Origin of the sequence: Limosilactobacillus vaginalis, assembly GCF_025311515.1 — a bacterium.
Lineage (GTDB): Bacteria > Bacillota > Bacilli > Lactobacillales > Lactobacillaceae > Limosilactobacillus > Limosilactobacillus vaginalis.
In genome coordinates, this window is the sequence record NZ_CP104399.1 from 1,613,366 (window position 1) to 1,632,052 (window position 18,687).

The following is an 18,687-nucleotide window of genomic DNA, read 5'->3' on the forward strand; positions in this document are numbered from 1 at the left end:
TAGCCGATTTGGGGCGTTTTTTCTCACTCTCCTTATTTATGTTATGAATTTGTTACGACGGTTTGAGTAGTTGCTTAATCCCGCTTTTTACGGAATCCGGCACTGCCCAACAAACCAACTAAGCCTGCAATGGCTAAGCCAACTAAGCCTGCACCACGTTGTGTTTCGTTACCAGTTTGTGGTAATTGAGTTTTTTCATTACCAGACTGTTGAATAGAACTATGATTTGTAACGTCACTGGAGTTATCACTTTGAATATGACCAGCTTGGTTACCGTTCCCTTCATTAGTTGCAGAATTATCTTGGTCATCGACTGAATTACTCTTAACAGTAATTCCGTTAATAGCTGCAATTCCATTGTTCTTAGCAGTTTGAACGTCTTCATCAGTGGAAGCACTCCGAACGTTTTCCTTAGCCTGGTTAGCTGCGTTCTGAGCTTGATCAATAAGGCTTTGTTTTTGGTCATCAGTTAAGTTAGCATTGTTGATTTCTTCAACCTTTTTAGCTAAAGCATTCTCAATTGCCTTGTTGGCAGCATCTTTAGTTGCAGAAGTAGTAGGAACATTAATGTTGTTAATCTTTTCAACACCATTATTCTTGGCAGCTTCAACAACCGCATTAGTAGTAGCGTCATCAATAGCGGCCTTTGCAGCGTCAGCTTCTTGATCTACCAAGTCGTTTAAAGGCTTGGCTTCTTCAGCAGTTAATGGCGCCTTCGCAATTGCGCTCTTCTTATTGTTAAGAGCAGCATCAATTGCAGCCTTTGCACTTACCTTGTCGATTGCGAGCTTACCTGCATCCTTTGCATCTGCAACACCTTGGTTATCAGAAGCTTTCTTGATGTTTTCTTGAGCATCACCAACAGCTGTGTCAATTTGATCCTTTGCTGTTTGCTTTTGATCATCAGTTAAACCTGAAGTTTCATCGATGGCCTTCTTAGCAGCATCAGCTGTGTTATCGAGATCACTATTAGCGTCATTCTTGGTCTTAGAAGATGTTGGAATTTCAACAGCATTAATAGCTTCAACACCATTTTCCTTAGCAGTGTTTACTGCATCATTAGTTGTGGCTTTATTAATGTCAGCAATTGCGTCATCAGCAAGTTTTTGTGCTTGGCCAACTAACGTGGATTTTTCTTCAGCAGTTAAGTTAGTACCGTTAATTTTAGCCTTCTTATCTGTTAATGCAGCATTGATTGCGTTAATGGCATCAGTCTTAGAAACTGAAGCAGGGATTTCAACAGCATCAATAGCTTTTTCACCATTGGTTTGCGCTGTATTAACATCAGCGTCTTTAGTGGCAGCATCAATCTTGCCCTTAGCTTCGTTAGCTGCAGCAGCAACTGTCTTCTTCAAATCAGCCTTTTCTTCAGCAGTTAAGTTTGAAGCATCGATTGCATCATCCTTAGTCTTAGCAGCTTTATCAATGGCATTCTTAGCATCAGTCTTAGCAGCCGAAGCAGGGATTTCAACAGCATCAATAGCTTTTTCACCATTGGTTTGCGCTGTATTAACATCAGCGTCTTTAGTGGCAGCATCAATCTTGCCCTTAGCTTCGTTAGCTGCAGCAGCAACTGTCTTCTTCAAATCAGCCTTTTCTTCAGTAGTTAAGTTTGAAGCATCGATTGCATCATCCTTAGTCTTAACAGCTTGATCAATGGCAGCCTTAGCGTTCTTCTTAACATCTGAAACTGTAGGAATTGTCATGTTCTTAATAGCTTGAACACCATTTTCCTTAGCAGTGTTTACTGCATCATTAGTTGTGGCTTTATTAATGTCAGCAATTGCGTCATCAGCAAGTTTTTGTGCTTGGCCAACTAACGTGGATTTTTCTTCAGCAGTTAAGTTAGTACCGTTAATTGCAGCCTTCTTATCTGCTAATGCAGCATTGATTGCGTTAATGGCATCAGTCTTAGAAACTGAAGCAGGGATTTCAACAGCATTAATAGCCTTTTCACCATTGGTTTGCGCTGTCTTAACATCAGCGTCTTTAGTGGCAGCATCAATCTTGTCCTTAGCTTTTTGACCTTCAGCATCAACTGTCTTCTTCAAAGTATCCTTTTCTTCAGCAGTTAAGTTTGAAGCATCGATTGCATCGTTCTTAGTCTTAGCAGCTTGATCGATGGCAGCCTTAGCAGCTGATTTAGTTGCAGAAGTAGTAGAAACATTAATGTTGTTAATCTTTTCAACACCAGTGTTCTTAGCTGTAGTAACATCAGCGTCTTTAGTGGCATCATCAATTGCAGCCTTAGCTTTGTTAACTTCATCAGAAACGGTCTGCTTCAAAGCAGCCTTTTCTTCAGCAGTTAAGTTTGAAGCATCGATTGCATCGTTCTTAGCCTTAGCAGCTTGATCGATGGCATTCTTAGCAGCATCTTTAGTTGCAGAAGTAGTAGGAACATTAACGTTGTTAATGTTATCAACACCAGTCTTCTTAGCTGATGCAACATCACCGACAGTTTTTGCACTGCTAATGGCAGTCTTGGCACTATCTGCTGCTTTCTTAGCTTGGTCCTTCACAGCTTGCTTTTCATCAGAAGTCAGGTTAGGAGCACCCTCAATTGAATGATTCTTTTCAGCCAGTGCTCCATCAATTGCGGCATTTGCATCATCCTTGTTGATTGCTACAGTTCCGTTGTTGACTGCATCAGTAACAGCTTGTTTAGATTTAGCATTAGCAATAGCTTCCTTAGCGGCCTTAGCATCGGCATCAACTTGGTCCTGAGCAGCTTTTTTCTCACTGTCAGTAATACCGTTAGTATTTTCAATTGCCTGCTTTGCGGCTTTTGCTACGTCATCAATATTTTGGTCAGCTTGTTGCTTAGTAGCTGATTGGGCCGGAATTGATACTTGATTAATCTTCTCAACACCAGTGTTCTTAGCTGATTCAACATCAGTGACAGTTTTTGCATTGCTAATGGCAGTCTTGGCACTATCTGCTTCTGTCTTAGCTTGGTCCTTCACAGCTTGCTTTTCTTCAGTAGTCAGGTTAGGAGCATCATCAATTGAATTATTCTTTTCAGCCAGTGCTCCATCAATTGCGGCATTTGCATCATCCTTGTTGATTGCTACAGTTCCGTTGTTGACTGCATCAGTAACAGCTTGTTTAGATTTAGCATTAGCAATAGCTTCCTTAGCGGCCTTAGCATCGGCATCAACTTGGTCCTGAGCAGCTTTTTTCTCACTGTCAGTAATACCGTTAGTATTTTCAATTGCCTGCTTTGCGGCTTTTGCTACGTCATCAATATTTTGGTCAGCTTGATCCTTAGCCTTCGCTAAATTGCTATTGCCATTCAAACCGCTTTGAGCATCTTGCAAGTGTTTTGTAGCTGTTGCTACTGCACTTGGATCATTGCTGTTCTTGGCCTTTTCAGCTGCTGATAATGCATCATCTAACGCCGTTTGCTTACCTGAATCGGCTTCAGTATAGTTTGGTGTCGACTTAGCACTATTGGCATCTGATATGGCTTGGTTCAAGTTACCTAAATCATCATTCAAAGTCTTGGCAGTTTGTTCAGCCTGTTGAACGTCTGAAGTTGTTTGCGCATTGCTAATATTTTGCTTGGCAATATCCTTTTGACCATCTGACAAGTTAGGCAACTTAGCTATATTTTGGTCAGCTTGATCCTTAGCCTTCGCTAAATTGCTATTGCCATTCAAACCGCTTTGAGCATCTTGCAAGTGTTTTGTAGCTGTTGCTACTGCACTTGGATCATTGCTGTTCTTGGCCTTTTCAGCTGCTGATAATGCATCATCTAACGCCGTTTGCTTACCTGAATCGGCTTCAGTATAGTTTGGTGTCGACTTAGCACTATTGGCATCTGATATGGCTTGGTTCAAGTTACCTAAATCATCATTCAAAGTCTTGGCAGTTTGTTCAGCCTGTTGAACGTCTGAAGTTGTTTGCGCATTGCTAATATTTTGCTTGGCAATATCCTTTTGACCATCTGACAAGTTAGGCAACTTAGCTATATTTTGGTCAGCTTGATCCTTAGCCTTCGCTAAATTGCTATTGCCATTCAAACCGCTTTGAGCATCTTGCAAGTGTTTTGTAGCTGTTGCTACTGCACTTGGATCATTGCTGTTCTTGGCCTTTTCAGCTGCTGATAATGCATCATCTAACGCCGTTTGCTTACCTGAATCGGCTTCAGTATAGTTTGGTGTCGACTTAGCACTATTGGCATCTGATATGGCTTGGTTCAAGTTACCTAAATCATCATTCAAAGTCTTGGCAGTTTGTTCAGCCTGTTGAACGTCTGAAGTTGTTTGCGCATTGCTAATATTTTGCTTGGCAATATCCTTTTGACCATCTGACAAGTTAGGCAACTTAGCTATATTTTGGTCAGCTTGATCCTTAGCCTTCGCTAAATTGCTATTGCCATTCAAACCGCTTTGAGCATCTTGCAAGTGTTTTGTAGCTGTTGCTACTGCACTTGGATCATTGCTGTTCTTGGCCTTTTCAGCTGCTGATAATGCATCATCTAACGCCGTTTGCTTACCTGAATCGGCTTCAGTATAGTTTGGTGTCGACTTAGCACTATTGGCATCTGATATGGCTTGGTTCAAGTTACCTAAATCATCATTCAAAGTCTTGGCAGTTTGTTCAGCCTGTTGAACGTCTGAAGTTGTTTGCGCATTGCTAATATTTTGCTTGGCAATATCCTTTTGACCATCTGACAAGTTAGGCAACTTAGCTATATTTTGGTCAGCTTGATCCTTAGCCTTCGCTAAATTGCTATTGCCATTCAAACCGCTTTGAGCATCTTGCAAGTGTTTTGTAGCTGTTGCTACTGCACTTGGATCATTGCTGTTCTTGGCCTTTTCAGCTGCTGATAATGCATCATCTAACGCCGTTTGCTTACCTGAATCGGCTTCAGTATAGTTTGGTGTCGACTTAGCACTATTGGCATCTGATATGGCTTGGTTCAAGTTACCTAAATCATCATTCAAAGTCTTGGCAGTTTGTTCAGCCTGTTGAACGTCTGAAGTTGTTTGCGCATTGCTAATATTTTGCTTGGCAATATCCTTTTGACCATCTGACAAGTTAGGCAACTTAGCTATATTTTGGTCAGCTTGATCCTTAGCCTTCGCTAAATTGCTATTGCCATTCAAACCGCTTTGAGCATCTTGCAAGTGTTTTGTAGCTGTTGCTACTGCACTTGGATCATTGCTGTTCTTGGCCTTTTCAGCTGCTGATAATGCATCATCTAACGCCGTTTGCTTACCTGAATCGGCTTCAGTATAGTTTGGTGTCGACTTAGCACTATTGGCATCTGATATGGCTTGGTTCAAGTTACCTAAATCATCATTCAAAGTCTTGGCAGTTTGTTCAGCCTGTTGAACGTCTGAAGTTGTTTGCGCATTGCTAATATTTTGCTTGGCAATATCCTTTTGACCATCTGACAAGTTAGGCAACTTAGCTATATTTTGGTCAGCTTGATCCTTAGCCTTCGCTAAATTGCTATTGCCATTCAAACCGCTTTGAGCATCTTGCAAGTGTTTTGTAGCTGTTGCTACTGCACTTGGATCATTGCTGTTCTTGGCCTTTTCAGCTGCTGATAATGCATCATCTAACGCCGTTTGCTTACCTGAATCGGCTTCAGTATAGTTTGGTGTCGACTTAGCACTATTGGCATCTGATATGGCTTGGTTCAAGTTACCTAAATCATCATTCAAAGTCTTGGCAGTTTGTTCAGCCTGTTGAACGTCTGAAGTTGTTTGCGCATTGCTAATATTTTGCTTGGCAATATCCTTTTGACCATCTGACAAGTTAGGCAACTTAGCTATATTTTGGTCAGCTTGATCCTTAGCCTTCGCTAAATTGCTATTGCCATTCAAACCGCTTTGAGCATCTTGCAAGTGTTTTGTAGCTGTTGCTACTGCACTTGGATCATTGCTGTTCTTGGCCTTTTCAGCTGCTGATAATGCATCATCTAACGCCGTTTGCTTACCTGAATCGGCTTCAGTATAGTTTGGTGTCGACTTAGCACTATTGGCATCTGATATGGCTTGGTTCAAGTTACCTAAATCATCATTCAAAGTCTTGGCAGTTTGTTCAGCCTGTTGAACGTCTGAAGTTGTTTGCGCATTGCTAATATTTTGCTTGGCAATATCCTTTTGACCATCTGACAAGTTAGGCAACTTAGCTATATTTTGGTCAGCTTGATCCTTAGCCTTCGCTAAATTGCTATTGCCATTCAAACCGCTTTGAGCATCTTGCAAGTGTTTTGTAGCTGTTGCTACTGCACTTGGATCATTGCTGTTCTTGGCCTTTTCAGCTGCTGATAATGCATCATCTAACGCCGTTTGCTTACCTGAATCGGCTTCAGTATAGTTTGGTGTCGACTTAGCACTATTGGCATCTGATATGGCTTGGTTCAAGTTACCTAAATCATCATTCAAAGTCTTGGCAGTTTGTTCAGCCTGTTGAACGTCTGAAGTTGTTTGCGCATTGCTAATATTTTGCTTGGCAATATCCTTTTGACCATCTGACAAGTTAGGCAACTTAGCTATATTTTGGTCAGCTTGATCCTTAGCCTTCGCTAAATTGCTATTGCCATTCAAACCGCTTTGAGCATCTTGCAAGTGTTTTGTAGCTGTTGCTACTGCACTTGGATCATTGCTGTTCTTGGCCTTTTCAGCTGCTGATAATGCATCATCTAACGCCGTTTGCTTACCTGAATCGGCTTCAGTATAGTTTGGTGTCGACTTAGCACTATTGGCATCTGATATGGCTTGGTTCAAGTTACCTAAATCATCATTCAAAGTCTTGGCAGTTTGTTCAGCCTGTTGAACGTCTGAAGTTGTTTGCGCATTGCTAATATTTTGCTTGGCAATATCCTTTTGACCATCTGACAAGTTAGGCAACTTAGCTATATTTTGGTCAGCTTGATCCTTAGCCTTCGCTAAATTGCTATTGCCATTCAAACCGCTTTGAGCATCTTGCAAGTGTTTTGTAGCTGTTGCTACTGCACTTGGATCATTGCTGTTCTTGGCCTTTTCAGCTGCTGATAATGCATCATCTAACGCCGTTTGCTTACCTGAATCGGCTTCAGTATAGTTTGGTGTCGACTTAGCACTATTGGCATCTGATATGGCTTGGTTCAAGTTACCTAAATCATCATTCAAAGTCTTGGCAGTTTGTTCAGCCTGTTGAACGTCTGAAGTTGTTTGCGCATTGCTAATATTTTGCTTGGCAATATCCTTTTGACCATCTGACAAGTTAGGCAACTTAGCTATATTTTGGTCAGCTTGATCCTTAGCCTTCGCTAAATTGCTATTGCCATTCAAACCGCTTTGAGCATCTTGCAAGTGTTTTGTAGCTGTTGCTACTGCACTTGGATCATTGCTGTTCTTGGCCTTTTCAGCTGCTGATAATGCATCATCTAACGCCGTTTGCTTACCTGAATCGGCTTCAGTATAGTTTGGTGTCGACTTAGCACTATTGGCATCTGATATGGCTTGGTTCAAGTTACCTAAATCATCATTCAAAGTCTTGGCAGTTTGTTCAGCCTGTTGAACGTCTGAAGTTGTTTGCGCATTGCTAATATTTTGCTTGGCAATATCCTTTTGACCATCTGACAAGTTAGGCAACTTAGCTATATTTTGGTCAGCTTGATCCTTAGCCTTCGCTAAATTGCTATTGCCATTCAAACCGCTTTGAGCATCTTGCAAGTGTTTTGTAGCTGTTGCTACTGCACTTGGATCATTGCTGTTCTTGGCCTTTTCAGCTGCTGATAATGCATCATCTAACGCCGTTTGCTTACCTGAATCGGCTTCAGTATAGTTTGGTGTCGACTTAGCACTATTGGCATCTGATATGGCTTGGTTCAAGTTACCTAAATCATCATTCAAAGTCTTGGCAGTTTGTTCAGCCTGTTGAACGTCTGAAGTTGTTTGCGCATTGCTAATATTTTGCTTGGCAATATCCTTTTGACCATCTGACAAGTTAGGCAACTTAGCTATATTTTGGTCAGCTTGATCCTTAGCCTTCGCTAAATTGCTATTGCCATTCAAACCGCTTTGAGCATCTTGCAAGTGTTTTGTAGCTGTTGCTACTGCACTTGGATCATTGCTGTTCTTGGCCTTTTCAGCTGCTGATAATGCATCATCTAACGCCGTTTGCTTACCTGAATCGGCTTCAGTATAGTTTGGTGTCGACTTAGCACTATTGGCATCTGATATGGCTTGGTTCAAGTTACCTAAATCATCATTCAAAGTCTTGGCAGTTTGTTCAGCCTGTTGAACGTCTGAAGTTGTTTGCGCATTGCTAATATTTTGCTTGGCAATATCCTTTTGACCATCTGACAAGTTAGGCAACTTAGCTATATTTTGGTCAGCTTGATCCTTAGCCTTCGCTAAATTGCTATTGCCATTCAAACCGCTTTGAGCATCTTGCAAGTGTTTTGTAGCTGTTGCTACTGCACTTGGATCATTGCTGTTCTTGGCCTTTTCAGCTGCTGATAATGCATCATCTAACGCCGTTTGCTTACCTGAATCGGCTTCAGTATAGTTTGGTGTCGACTTAGCACTATTGGCATCTGATATGGCTTGGTTCAAGTTACCTAAATCATCATTCAAAGTCTTGGCAGTTTGTTCAGCCTGTTGAACGTCTGAAGTTGTTTGCGCATTGCTAATATTTTGCTTGGCAATATCCTTTTGACCATCTGACAAGTTAGGCAACTTAGCTATATTTTGGTCAGCTTGATCCTTAGCCTTCGCTAAATTGCTATTGCCATTCAAACCGCTTTGAGCATCTTGCAAGTGTTTTGTAGCTGTTGCTACTGCACTTGGATCATTGCTGTTCTTGGCCTTTTCAGCTGCTGATAATGCATCATCTAACGCCGTTTGCTTACCTGAATCGGCTTCAGTATAGTTTGGTGTCGACTTAGCACTATTGGCATCTGATATGGCTTGGTTCAAGTTACCTAAATCATCATTCAAAGTCTTGGCAGTTTGTTCAGCCTGTTGAACGTCTGAAGTTGTTTGCGCATTGCTAATATTTTGCTTGGCAATATCCTTTTGACCATCTGACAAGTTAGGCAACTTAGCTATATTTTGGTCAGCTTGATCCTTAGCCTTCGCTAAATTGCTATTGCCATTCAAACCGCTTTGAGCATCTTGCAAGTGTTTTGTAGCTGTTGCTACTGCACTTGGATCATTGCTGTTCTTGGCCTTTTCAGCTGCTGATAATGCATCATCTAACGCCGTTTGCTTACCTGAATCGGCTTCAGTATAGTTTGGTGTCGACTTAGCACTATTGGCATCTGATATGGCTTGGTTCAAGTTACCTAAATCATCATTCAAAGTCTTGGCAGTTTGTTCAGCCTGTTGAACGTCTGAAGTTGTTTGCGCATTGCTAATATTTTGCTTGGCAATATCCTTTTGACCATCTGACAAGTTAGGCAACTTAGCTATATTTTGGTCAGCTTGATCCTTAGCCTTCGCTAAATTGCTATTGCCATTCAAACCGCTTTGAGCATCTTGCAAGTGTTTTGTAGCTGTTGCTACTGCACTTGGATCATTGCTGTTCTTGGCCTTTTCAGCTGCTGATAATGCATCATCTAACGCCGTTTGCTTACCTGAATCGGCTTCAGTATAGTTTGGTGTCGACTTAGCACTATTGGCATCTGATATGGCTTGGTTCAAGTTACCTAAATCATCATTCAAAGTCTTGGCAGTTTGTTCAGCCTGTTGAACGTCTGAAGTTGTTTGCGCATTGCTAATATTTTGCTTGGCAATATCCTTTTGACCATCTGACAAGTTAGGCAACTTAGCTATATTTTGGTCAGCTTGATCCTTAGCCTTCGCTAAATTGCTATTGCCATTCAAACCGCTTTGAGCATCTTGCAAGTGTTTTGTAGCTGTTGCTACTGCACTTGGATCATTGCTGTTCTTGGCCTTTTCAGCTGCTGATAATGCATCATCTAACGCCGTTTGCTTACCTGAATCGGCTTCAGTATAGTTTGGTGTCGACTTAGCACTATTGGCATCTGATATGGCTTGGTTCAAGTTACCTAAATCATCATTCAAAGTCTTGGCAGTTTGTTCAGCCTGTTGAACGTCTGAAGTTGTTTGCGCATTGCTAATATTTTGCTTGGCAATATCCTTTTGACCATCTGACAAGTTAGGCAACTTAGCTATATTTTGGTCAGCTTGATCCTTAGCCTTCGCTAAATTGCTATTGCCATTCAAACCGCTTTGAGCATCTTGCAAGTGTTTTGTAGCTGTTGCTACTGCACTTGGATCATTGCTGTTCTTGGCCTTTTCAGCTGCTGATAATGCATCATCTAACGCCGTTTGCTTACCTGAATCGGCTTCAGTATAGTTTGGTGTCGACTTAGCACTATTGGCATCTGATATGGCTTGGTTCAAGTTACCTAAATCATCATTCAAAGTCTTGGCAGTTTGTTCAGCCTGTTGAACGTCTGAAGTTGTTTGCGCATTGCTAATATTTTGCTTGGCAATATCCTTTTGACCATCTGACAAGTTAGGCAACTTAGCTATATTTTGGTCAGCTTGATCCTTAGCCTTCGCTAAATTGCTATTGCCATTCAAACCGCTTTGAGCATCTTGCAAGTGTTTTGTAGCTGTTGCTACTGCACTTGGATCATTGCTGTTCTTGGCCTTTTCAGCTGCTGATAATGCATCATCTAACGCCGTTTGCTTACCTGAATCGGCTTCAGTATAGTTTGGTGTCGACTTAGCACTATTGGCATCTGATATGGCTTGGTTCAAGTTACCTAAATCATCATTCAAAGTCTTGGCAGTTTGTTCAGCCTGTTGAACGTCTGAAGTTGTTTGCGCATTGCTAATATTTTGCTTGGCAATATCCTTTTGACCATCTGACAAGTTAGGCAACTTAGCTATATTTTGGTCAGCTTGATCCTTAGCCTTCGCTAAATTGCTATTGCCATTCAAACCGCTTTGAGCATCTTGCAAGTGTTTTGTAGCTGTTGCTACTGCACTTGGATCATTGCTGTTCTTGGCCTTTTCAGCTGCTGATAATGCATCATCTAACGCCGTTTGCTTACCTGAATCGGCTTCAGTATAGTTTGGTGTCGACTTAGCACTATTGGCATCTGATATGGCTTGGTTCAAGTTACCTAAATCATCATTCAAAGTCTTGGCAGTTTGTTCAGCCTGTTGAACGTCTGAAGTTGTTTGCGCATTGCTAATATTTTGCTTGGCAATATCCTTTTGACCATCTGACAAGTTAGGCAACTTAGCTATATTTTGGTCAGCTTGATCCTTAGCCTTCGCTAAATTGCTATTGCCATTCAAACCGCTTTGAGCATCTTGCAAGTGTTTTGTAGCTGTTGCTACTGCACTTGGATCATTGCTGTTCTTGGCCTTTTCAGCTGCTGATAATGCATCATCTAACGCCGTTTGCTTACCTGAATCGGCTTCAGTATAGTTTGGTGTCGACTTAGCACTATTGGCATCTGATATGGCTTGGTTCAAGTTACCTAAATCATCATTCAAAGTCTTGGCAGTTTGTTCAGCCTGTTGAACGTCTGAAGTTGTTTGCGCATTGCTAATATTTTGCTTGGCAATATCCTTTTGACCATCTGACAAGTTAGGCAACTTAGCTATATTTTGGTCAGCTTGATCCTTAGCCTTCGCTAAATTGCTATTGCCATTCAAACCGCTTTGAGCATCTTGCAAGTGTTTTGTAGCTGTTGCTACTGCACTTGGATCATTGCTGTTCTTGGCCTTTTCAGCTGCTGATAATGCATCATCTAACGCCGTTTGCTTACCTGAATCGGCTTCAGTATAGTTTGGTGTCGACTTAGCACTATTGGCATCTGATATGGCTTGGTTCAAGTTACCTAAATCATCATTCAAAGTCTTGGCAGTTTGTTCAGCCTGTTGAACGTCTGAAGTTGTTTGCGCATTGCTAATATTTTGCTTGGCAATATCCTTTTGACCATCTGACAAGTTAGGCAACTTAGCTATATTTTGGTCAGCTTGATCCTTAGCCTTCGCTAAATTGCTATTGCCATTCAAACCGCTTTGAGCATCTTGCAAGTGTTTTGTAGCTGTTGCTACTGCACTTGGATCATTGCTGTTCTTGGCCTTTTCAGCTGCTGATAATGCATCATCTAACGCCGTTTGCTTACCTGAATCGGCTTCAGTATAGTTTGGTGTCGACTTAGCACTATTGGCATCTGATATGGCTTGGTTCAAGTTACCTAAATCATCATTCAAAGTCTTGGCAGTTTGTTCAGCCTGTTGAACGTCTGAAGTTGTTTGCGCATTGCTAATATTTTGCTTGGCAATATCCTTTTGACCATCTGACAAGTTAGGCAACTTAGCTATATTTTGGTCAGCTTGATCCTTAGCCTTCGCTAAATTGCTATTGCCATTCAAACCGCTTTGAGCATCTTGCAAGTGTTTTGTAGCTGTTGCTACTGCACTTGGATCATTGCTGTTCTTGGCCTTTTCAGCTGCTGATAATGCATCATCTAACGCCGTTTGCTTACCTGAATCGGCTTCAGTATAGTTTGGTGTCGACTTAGCACTATTGGCATCTGATATGGCTTGGTTCAAGTTACCTAAATCATCATTCAAAGTCTTGGCAGTTTGTTCAGCCTGTTGAACGTCTGAAGTTGTTTGCGCATTGCTAATATTTTGCTTGGCAATATCCTTTTGACCATCTGACAAGTTAGGCAACTTAGCTATATTTTGGTCAGCTTGATCCTTAGCCTTCGCTAAATTGCTATTGCCATTCAATCCAGTTTGTGCATTCTCAATAGCTTGAGAAAGATCCTTAACAGTTGTTAAGTCAGCATTACTACCATTTGTTGCATCAGTAACAGCTTGACCGTTCTTGATTGCATTATCTAAAGTAGACTTCTTATCAAGATCGGCTTCATCATACGCAACAGTTCCATGAGTTGCTTCACCATTAGTAATAGCCTGCTTTAGAGTACCCATGGCTCGATCCAATGTACTTGCATCTTGCTTTGCTTGATTCATGGTATTTAAATCAGTAGCTTGATCAATTGCTGCTTCAGCTGCTTGCTTTTGGGCGTGATTCAAATGCGTTAAGTTTTTGATCGTAGCCTTGGCACCATTGCGATCAATTTTTACATAAATATAGGCATCGTGATCACTTTTTGAAAAAGTACCCTTTAGATTTGGACTAGTACCAACTAATACATATCCTTCTGGAGCCTCAGCGCCAGTAGCATAATCATAAGGATCCCCAATATTTCCAGTATAAGTTCGAGGATTCATTTCTTGACCACTAGCAGGTACACCATCGCCAGGAGCATATTGACTATCGTCTGTATCCTTAGTTACATCGATATAATGAACACGAAGTTGACTTTTATCTTTTTCACCAACTTTTTGGTAGTAGTAAACCATGGCACCATCAACATGGTTGATGCGATTATTGTAGGTGTAGCCTTGACCACCTGCCTTAAAGCTCATTGAATGATTGTTATCGTCATGGCCTAAAATTTTACTTGCACTAGCACCAAGAGGTTGTCCCTTGTAATATGCAGTTGCTCTTACAGTACCATTAGTATCAATAACAGTTTGTTTTACATAAACATCATCGGTAATGTATTGCGTATAAGTTTGACCTACCTTATAAGGCGCAATAATACCATCTTCGTACGACAAGCCTAGGGTCTTAGGGCTGCTTACTAAAGTATAGCCATCAATTTTTGGCGCATCGCCATTAATCTTAAAGCCTTGATAACCAAAGCCAGTAACCATCAATGGTTGAGCAATATCTTTACCTGTCTCTTGATCAACATATCTTACTGAGGTGGTAGTTTCTTGTGGGATTACACTAGCCCAGCCACCAATCTGTTCTTTATAGTTGATACCATTCTTATCATCCAATTCTTCTCTAGTTTTGTCCTTGTATTTAGGATTTAAAATACCTTGATCAAAAATAGGCGTTAAACCATAGCCACCTTGGCCATCGTCTTTAAAGCCCTTCAAGACTACAGAGAATGATTCACCATTATAGTTATGGACTTGTAAATTGTAGGTACTACCACCGATACCAAGGAAACCTCCATATTTCATTTCAGGAGCAGTTTCATTTGGAGTTTCTGTTTGTTGCTGAACAATATCCCTATACGTGTGGACTACATAAGTATAGAGGTTTTTATCGCTAGTATCTTGGCCTCTTGCAAATAAAATAATTCGGTGATACTGTTCTGAAAAATCAGCATATCCCGCAAAGAAGTACTTATCTGAATTGTTCTTAATAATACCATCATCGCCAAAAATTGTGTTTTCAGCATAACCTGCATAATCCGTGCCAAACCGACCTGGCGCAACTGTCTTATCAATCCAGGTATTTTTACCACCACGATTTTGATAATCGCTCATCATTGGGTCAGTTACTTTCGTAACCGTTTGATCTGATTTATGCAAAGTTGAACTATCAGTTGTGGAAGTAGTTACTAGTAATTTAGTAAGGAGACTTGCTAAAGTTTTATCAATGTTACTTACTACTTGAGTGTTAGTGGTCTTGTCAGTTGGTTGGCTATTTTCCTTGTTAGTTGTATTAGAGCTAACCTTTGTATTATCAGAATTTTTAGTTGCGGTTTGAGTTGTTTGCTTAGCTTTAGTACTTGAGGTTTGCGTAGCTTCTGTAGAATTATTAGCTGTTGCATTGTTACTTGCACTACTTTGTTGAACTTTTCCTGTTGCACTAGTTGCTTTCTGAGTATTAGTTTGTTCAGTAGCTACATCATTGTTTGTTGTAGCTTCTTTTGCTTTATCTGCTGCATCAGTAGCTGCTTGGTTCAACTTGTCTTTAGTAGTTTGATCAATAGTGGTTGCTCCATTAATTTCGCTCTTCTTATTGTTAAGAGCATCATCGATGGCCTTATTAGCATCATTTTGACTATCAGGCACTTTCACTGCACCAATTGCATTAATACCCTTAGTTTGTCCAGTAGTTCTCAATACAACTGCTGAAGTTTGTGGCAAATTACCGGTTGGTGAACTATTGGGATTTTCAACGCTTTCTACTGGGGTTGCTGCCTTTACAGAATGATCTGTAAAGTTAATTCCAAAAATAGTTACCCCTAATAATACCGAAACCATACCAACGTTAAGCTTACGCAGACTATAACGCGGTGTCCGCTTAGTTTCTAAAAATTTGTGTCGCTTCATCGTTATTTTTACCTCCCAAAGTTAACAACTAGTGGCGTATTGCAGTACCCCAGAACAATATCGCTACCGTTAACCTATCAGCCTATAAGCTATCAACCTAATTGTTGAGTATAATATTTCTTCAATCTGGTAATATTATAGCACAGTTTAGCGACTTTAACGGCCGCTTGGATCTCGATCCGGGCGGCTTTTCTGTTTGCAGTTAACTTATCAGATAGTAAAAGAGACTAACCGCAAAGGCTAATCTCTTTTCAAACACTAAAATTATTCAAGTTCGCGATTGAGAGTAGTGAGACGCAATCTCACTGCTCTCTTTTCATATATTGTGGTACTAGAAATAATGTTTCCCGAAATGTCAATTTAAATTAGAAAAAAGTTGAGAGCTGTTTATCGGTGACATGACTTAAGAATTCTTCAAGTGGTGTGTGGTAATTAAGTGACTTTCGTGGAATATTGTTTCTTCGATGCATTAGTTGAGTAATTAGTTCATCTGGTAAATTACGAAAGTCTAAGCGTTTACTGAGACCATCACGGCGTAAAATACCATTATTATTCTCATTCAATCCCCGTTGATTAGGCGCTCCAACCTCCGCAAAGTAAGTGTGAAGATCATGCTTATTGGCAATCTCACGCCAGCCGGCAAACTCTTTACCATTATCAAAAGTGATTGACTTAACAAAATGACGAGGCATTCTAGAAAGCCATTTATCTAAGTGGTAATTGATTGCTTCATCCGTCTTACGATGAACATTAAGGACGATCATCACTTTAGATTGTCGCTCAACTAGCGTCATTACCGCACCATGATGGGCTTTCCCTTGCACTGTATCTGCTTCAAAGTGGCCAAATTCGTGTTGGTAGTGAGGGGAATCTTGATATCCCTGGTAAATACTACGACCGAGATGCCCCGCCTTACCACGACGTTCGACATAGCCATTTGGGTGTCGTTTCCCCTTCATCGGTAATTGGAGGACATTGAAATTATATTGTTCGCGAGCAAACATTCGATAAAGGGTTCGCCTACTACAGCTAATTGTTCGTTCTACCCGGCCAACGATCGTATCCGGCGTCCAGCCAACTTTAACCTGCTCATTGATATAGCTAATCTCGTTTTTGGACAGCTGAGTACGCTTACGGCCACAACGTTGCTTATTACGTTGGTAGGCTTTAAGATATTGTTCAATTGTTTTACCAGTATCCAGGAAACGGTAAATACGGTAAATCGTTTTCTGGCTTCGTTTAAGTAGTTTAGCAGCCTGGTAAGCTTTTGTACCTTGATACCAAAAATCAGCTATGAGGGTTAATTCACGTGTGGTAAGATGTTTATAGGTCATTTGTGATTGTCTTTCTTTTGATTAGGGATACTCAAAAGTCTATCACAAATGGCTTTTTTATTTTTCTAACTTAATTTTACAAACGGCGATTAAGACAATTCAATTAATTCAGAAACATGATTTAAAGCACGAAAAAAGCGGCAAGTAGCATTCAAAACTACTTGTCGCTATTTAATTACGCAACTGGATAAGATTGTGGCATTCCCCAATAAGAACGTTTTTTAATCATCCTCACATTCCGCTTATAATCAGCGATTTCAAGGGTCTACTTTTTACGCAGTTTTTGAATTGTAAATTCGCCGGCAACAAAAAAGAAACAAAAAATGCCCCACTTATCAAATGATGATAAGTAGGACAACAGTCACTTACTTTTCAATAAAAGTAAGCAAAAATATCTAAATAGTCTCTATAAGCTAGCGTTTGGTATCTAATTAGAACCATAAGGTACCTTTTGACTACTATTTTGGTAGGGAACAACCCGATTTTTGCTTATTTTTGAATTAGTATGGTTCCGACAAATGCCGTCATATTGGGATTCCTTCTCCTAGCGCAATAGTCGAATTATTCGTACTCAAGGGATAATGCCCTAAAAGAAACCCCGTTAAAACGGGGCTTTTAGCTATTGCAAATTAACTTTGGTAGGATTTTGGTAGGGAACCTTATTTTACAGAATGAATATTTTGATTTCCAGTAAAATTAAGTTGGTTTTTTGTTGCTGACTTAAAATTAATATTTCCTTCCATTTTGTCCGCAATAGTTTCATCATTACGAGGCCAAAGATGCGCATAATACTTTAACGTAATCTCAGGGCTTGAATGCCCCAAGCGCCTGGAAATTGTCAAAACATCCGCATTGAATTCATTAATCAAATAGCTGACACTACTATGCCGTAATCCCTTCGCTTGAATGGGTTTAACACCTGCTAATTTAGCAAACCTCTTTACAATTAATGGTATTGTTGTCCGGCTCATTGGTGTATCATCATACGACATAATGAAATTATGCACACCATGTTTTTCCTGGTCTTTCTTCCAATTTTTAAGAATCCGAATAGTATCGTTATCCAATGATATTGTACGAATTCCGTTAATTGTTTTAGTATACGGCTTAAGTTCATAATCGTTTTTATTCTTCATCTCTAACGTCTTATGAATTTTCAGTCTGTGGTGTTCAAAGTCTATATCATCATATGTTAATGCCAATCCCTCACTCACACGCATGCCACATGTAAAGTATAAGTACAGGATAACAAAGCACATATGTTGATAGTAATCTTTGGTGTAAATTACTGACAAAACCTTTTCAAATTCTGATTTTGTCCAAAAAGCTACAGTACTTTTTCCTTTGTTAATGGTCTTCGTCCTACGCGATGGATTTTTAATTAAAAAATCCATCCGAACAGCGTAATCCAAGGTATTACGGAACATACAATAAATTAAACTCGCAAAGCCTTGAGAATAACCACTTTTACCTAGAAGAAACACCCGAAACTTTTCGCAATCAGTAGCCCTAATATCTCGTAGCTTTTTAGCACCAAACCACTTTTTTAAGTGCTTAAAAGTGCTTTGGCGACTTTTGAATGTACTATTCTCAACATCAGACTTATAAGATGGAATATAGAAATCATCTAAGAAGTCATCATATGTCAAACTATAATTAGCAAAGCCATTTCTTTCTTGGTACTCATTCTTTATTCTGACGGCTTCTTTATACGCCTCATGCGCAGAAGCAAATTTATTATGTTGAGCATCACGTCGTCCTTTTTTCTGAATTCTTCGACCAGTTATTAGGTCATGACCTAGTTCGACTAAGTAATAATACTGGCCTTTGTTATCAAGATAAACATTAGGATATTTAGTTTTAGCCATCTTGATCACTGTCTTCATATAAATGAAACCCAATAATATTTTCAACGGCCCTAGTCGGAACTACCCCAATTCGTTTCCCATTATAAAGAGCAAAGCCTTTATTAACAAGTTCAATTTTGGCATGATGAATAATATCGCGAGCCTGATGTTCCTTGAAGCCGATTGACATTAAATCTTTATAATTAACGGTTTGCTTTCCCATTTATGCGATGCTCCTTTCTTTTAGAAATAAATCATGAGACAATACTAGTAATATCAATTTATATAATTGGTTGATTGTATTTAGGGCTCTGTATTACTTTGGTCGGTTGCAGTGCTCTTTTTATTATATGCATT

The 18,687-nt window shown here is 40.1% G+C and carries 4 protein-coding genes; all 4 read right to left on the reverse strand.

What is annotated here, in order from left to right; all coding sequences use genetic code 11:
* Window positions 1-74: 74 nt before the first annotated feature.
* Window positions 75-15,149: a DUF1542 domain-containing protein gene (locus tag N4627_RS08020; protein WP_260964609.1), complete on the reverse strand. Its 15,075-nt coding sequence runs from the start codon at window positions 15,147-15,149 to the stop codon at window positions 75-77.
* A gap of 365 nt (window positions 15,150-15,514) precedes the next feature.
* Window positions 15,515-16,483, reverse strand: a complete 969-nt coding sequence (locus N4627_RS08025) for an IS30 family transposase (RefSeq protein ID WP_260964612.1) — start codon at window positions 16,481-16,483, stop codon at window positions 15,515-15,517.
* Window positions 16,484-17,142: 659 nt separating this feature from the next.
* Window positions 17,143-18,351 (reverse strand): tyrosine-type recombinase/integrase, encoded by a 1,209-nt coding sequence (locus N4627_RS08030; protein WP_260964613.1) that lies wholly within the window; start codon window positions 18,349-18,351, stop codon window positions 17,143-17,145.
* On the reverse strand, window positions 18,344-18,553 hold the full coding sequence (locus N4627_RS08035; RefSeq protein WP_191685045.1) for a DUF3173 domain-containing protein: 210 nt from the start codon (window positions 18,551-18,553) through the stop codon (window positions 18,344-18,346). Before N4627_RS08035 ends, N4627_RS08030 begins: the two co-directional genes overlap by 8 nt.
* Window positions 18,554-18,687 lie beyond the last annotated feature (134 nt).

Bases quoted from the DNA above. Each gene is read 5' to 3' on its own strand.
- N4627_RS08035 (WP_191685045.1), bottom strand. From the start codon at position 18,553: ATGGGAAAGCAAACCGTTAATTATAAAGATTTAATGTCAATCGGCTTC.
- N4627_RS08020 (WP_260964609.1), bottom strand. From the start codon at position 15,149: ATGAAGCGACACAAATTTTTAGAAACTAAGCGGACACCGCGTTATAGT.
- N4627_RS08025 (WP_260964612.1), bottom strand. From the start codon at position 16,483: ATGACCTATAAACATCTTACCACACGTGAATTAACCCTCATAGCTGAT.
- N4627_RS08030 (WP_260964613.1), bottom strand. From the start codon at position 18,351: ATGGCTAAAACTAAATATCCTAATGTTTATCTTGATAACAAAGGCCAG.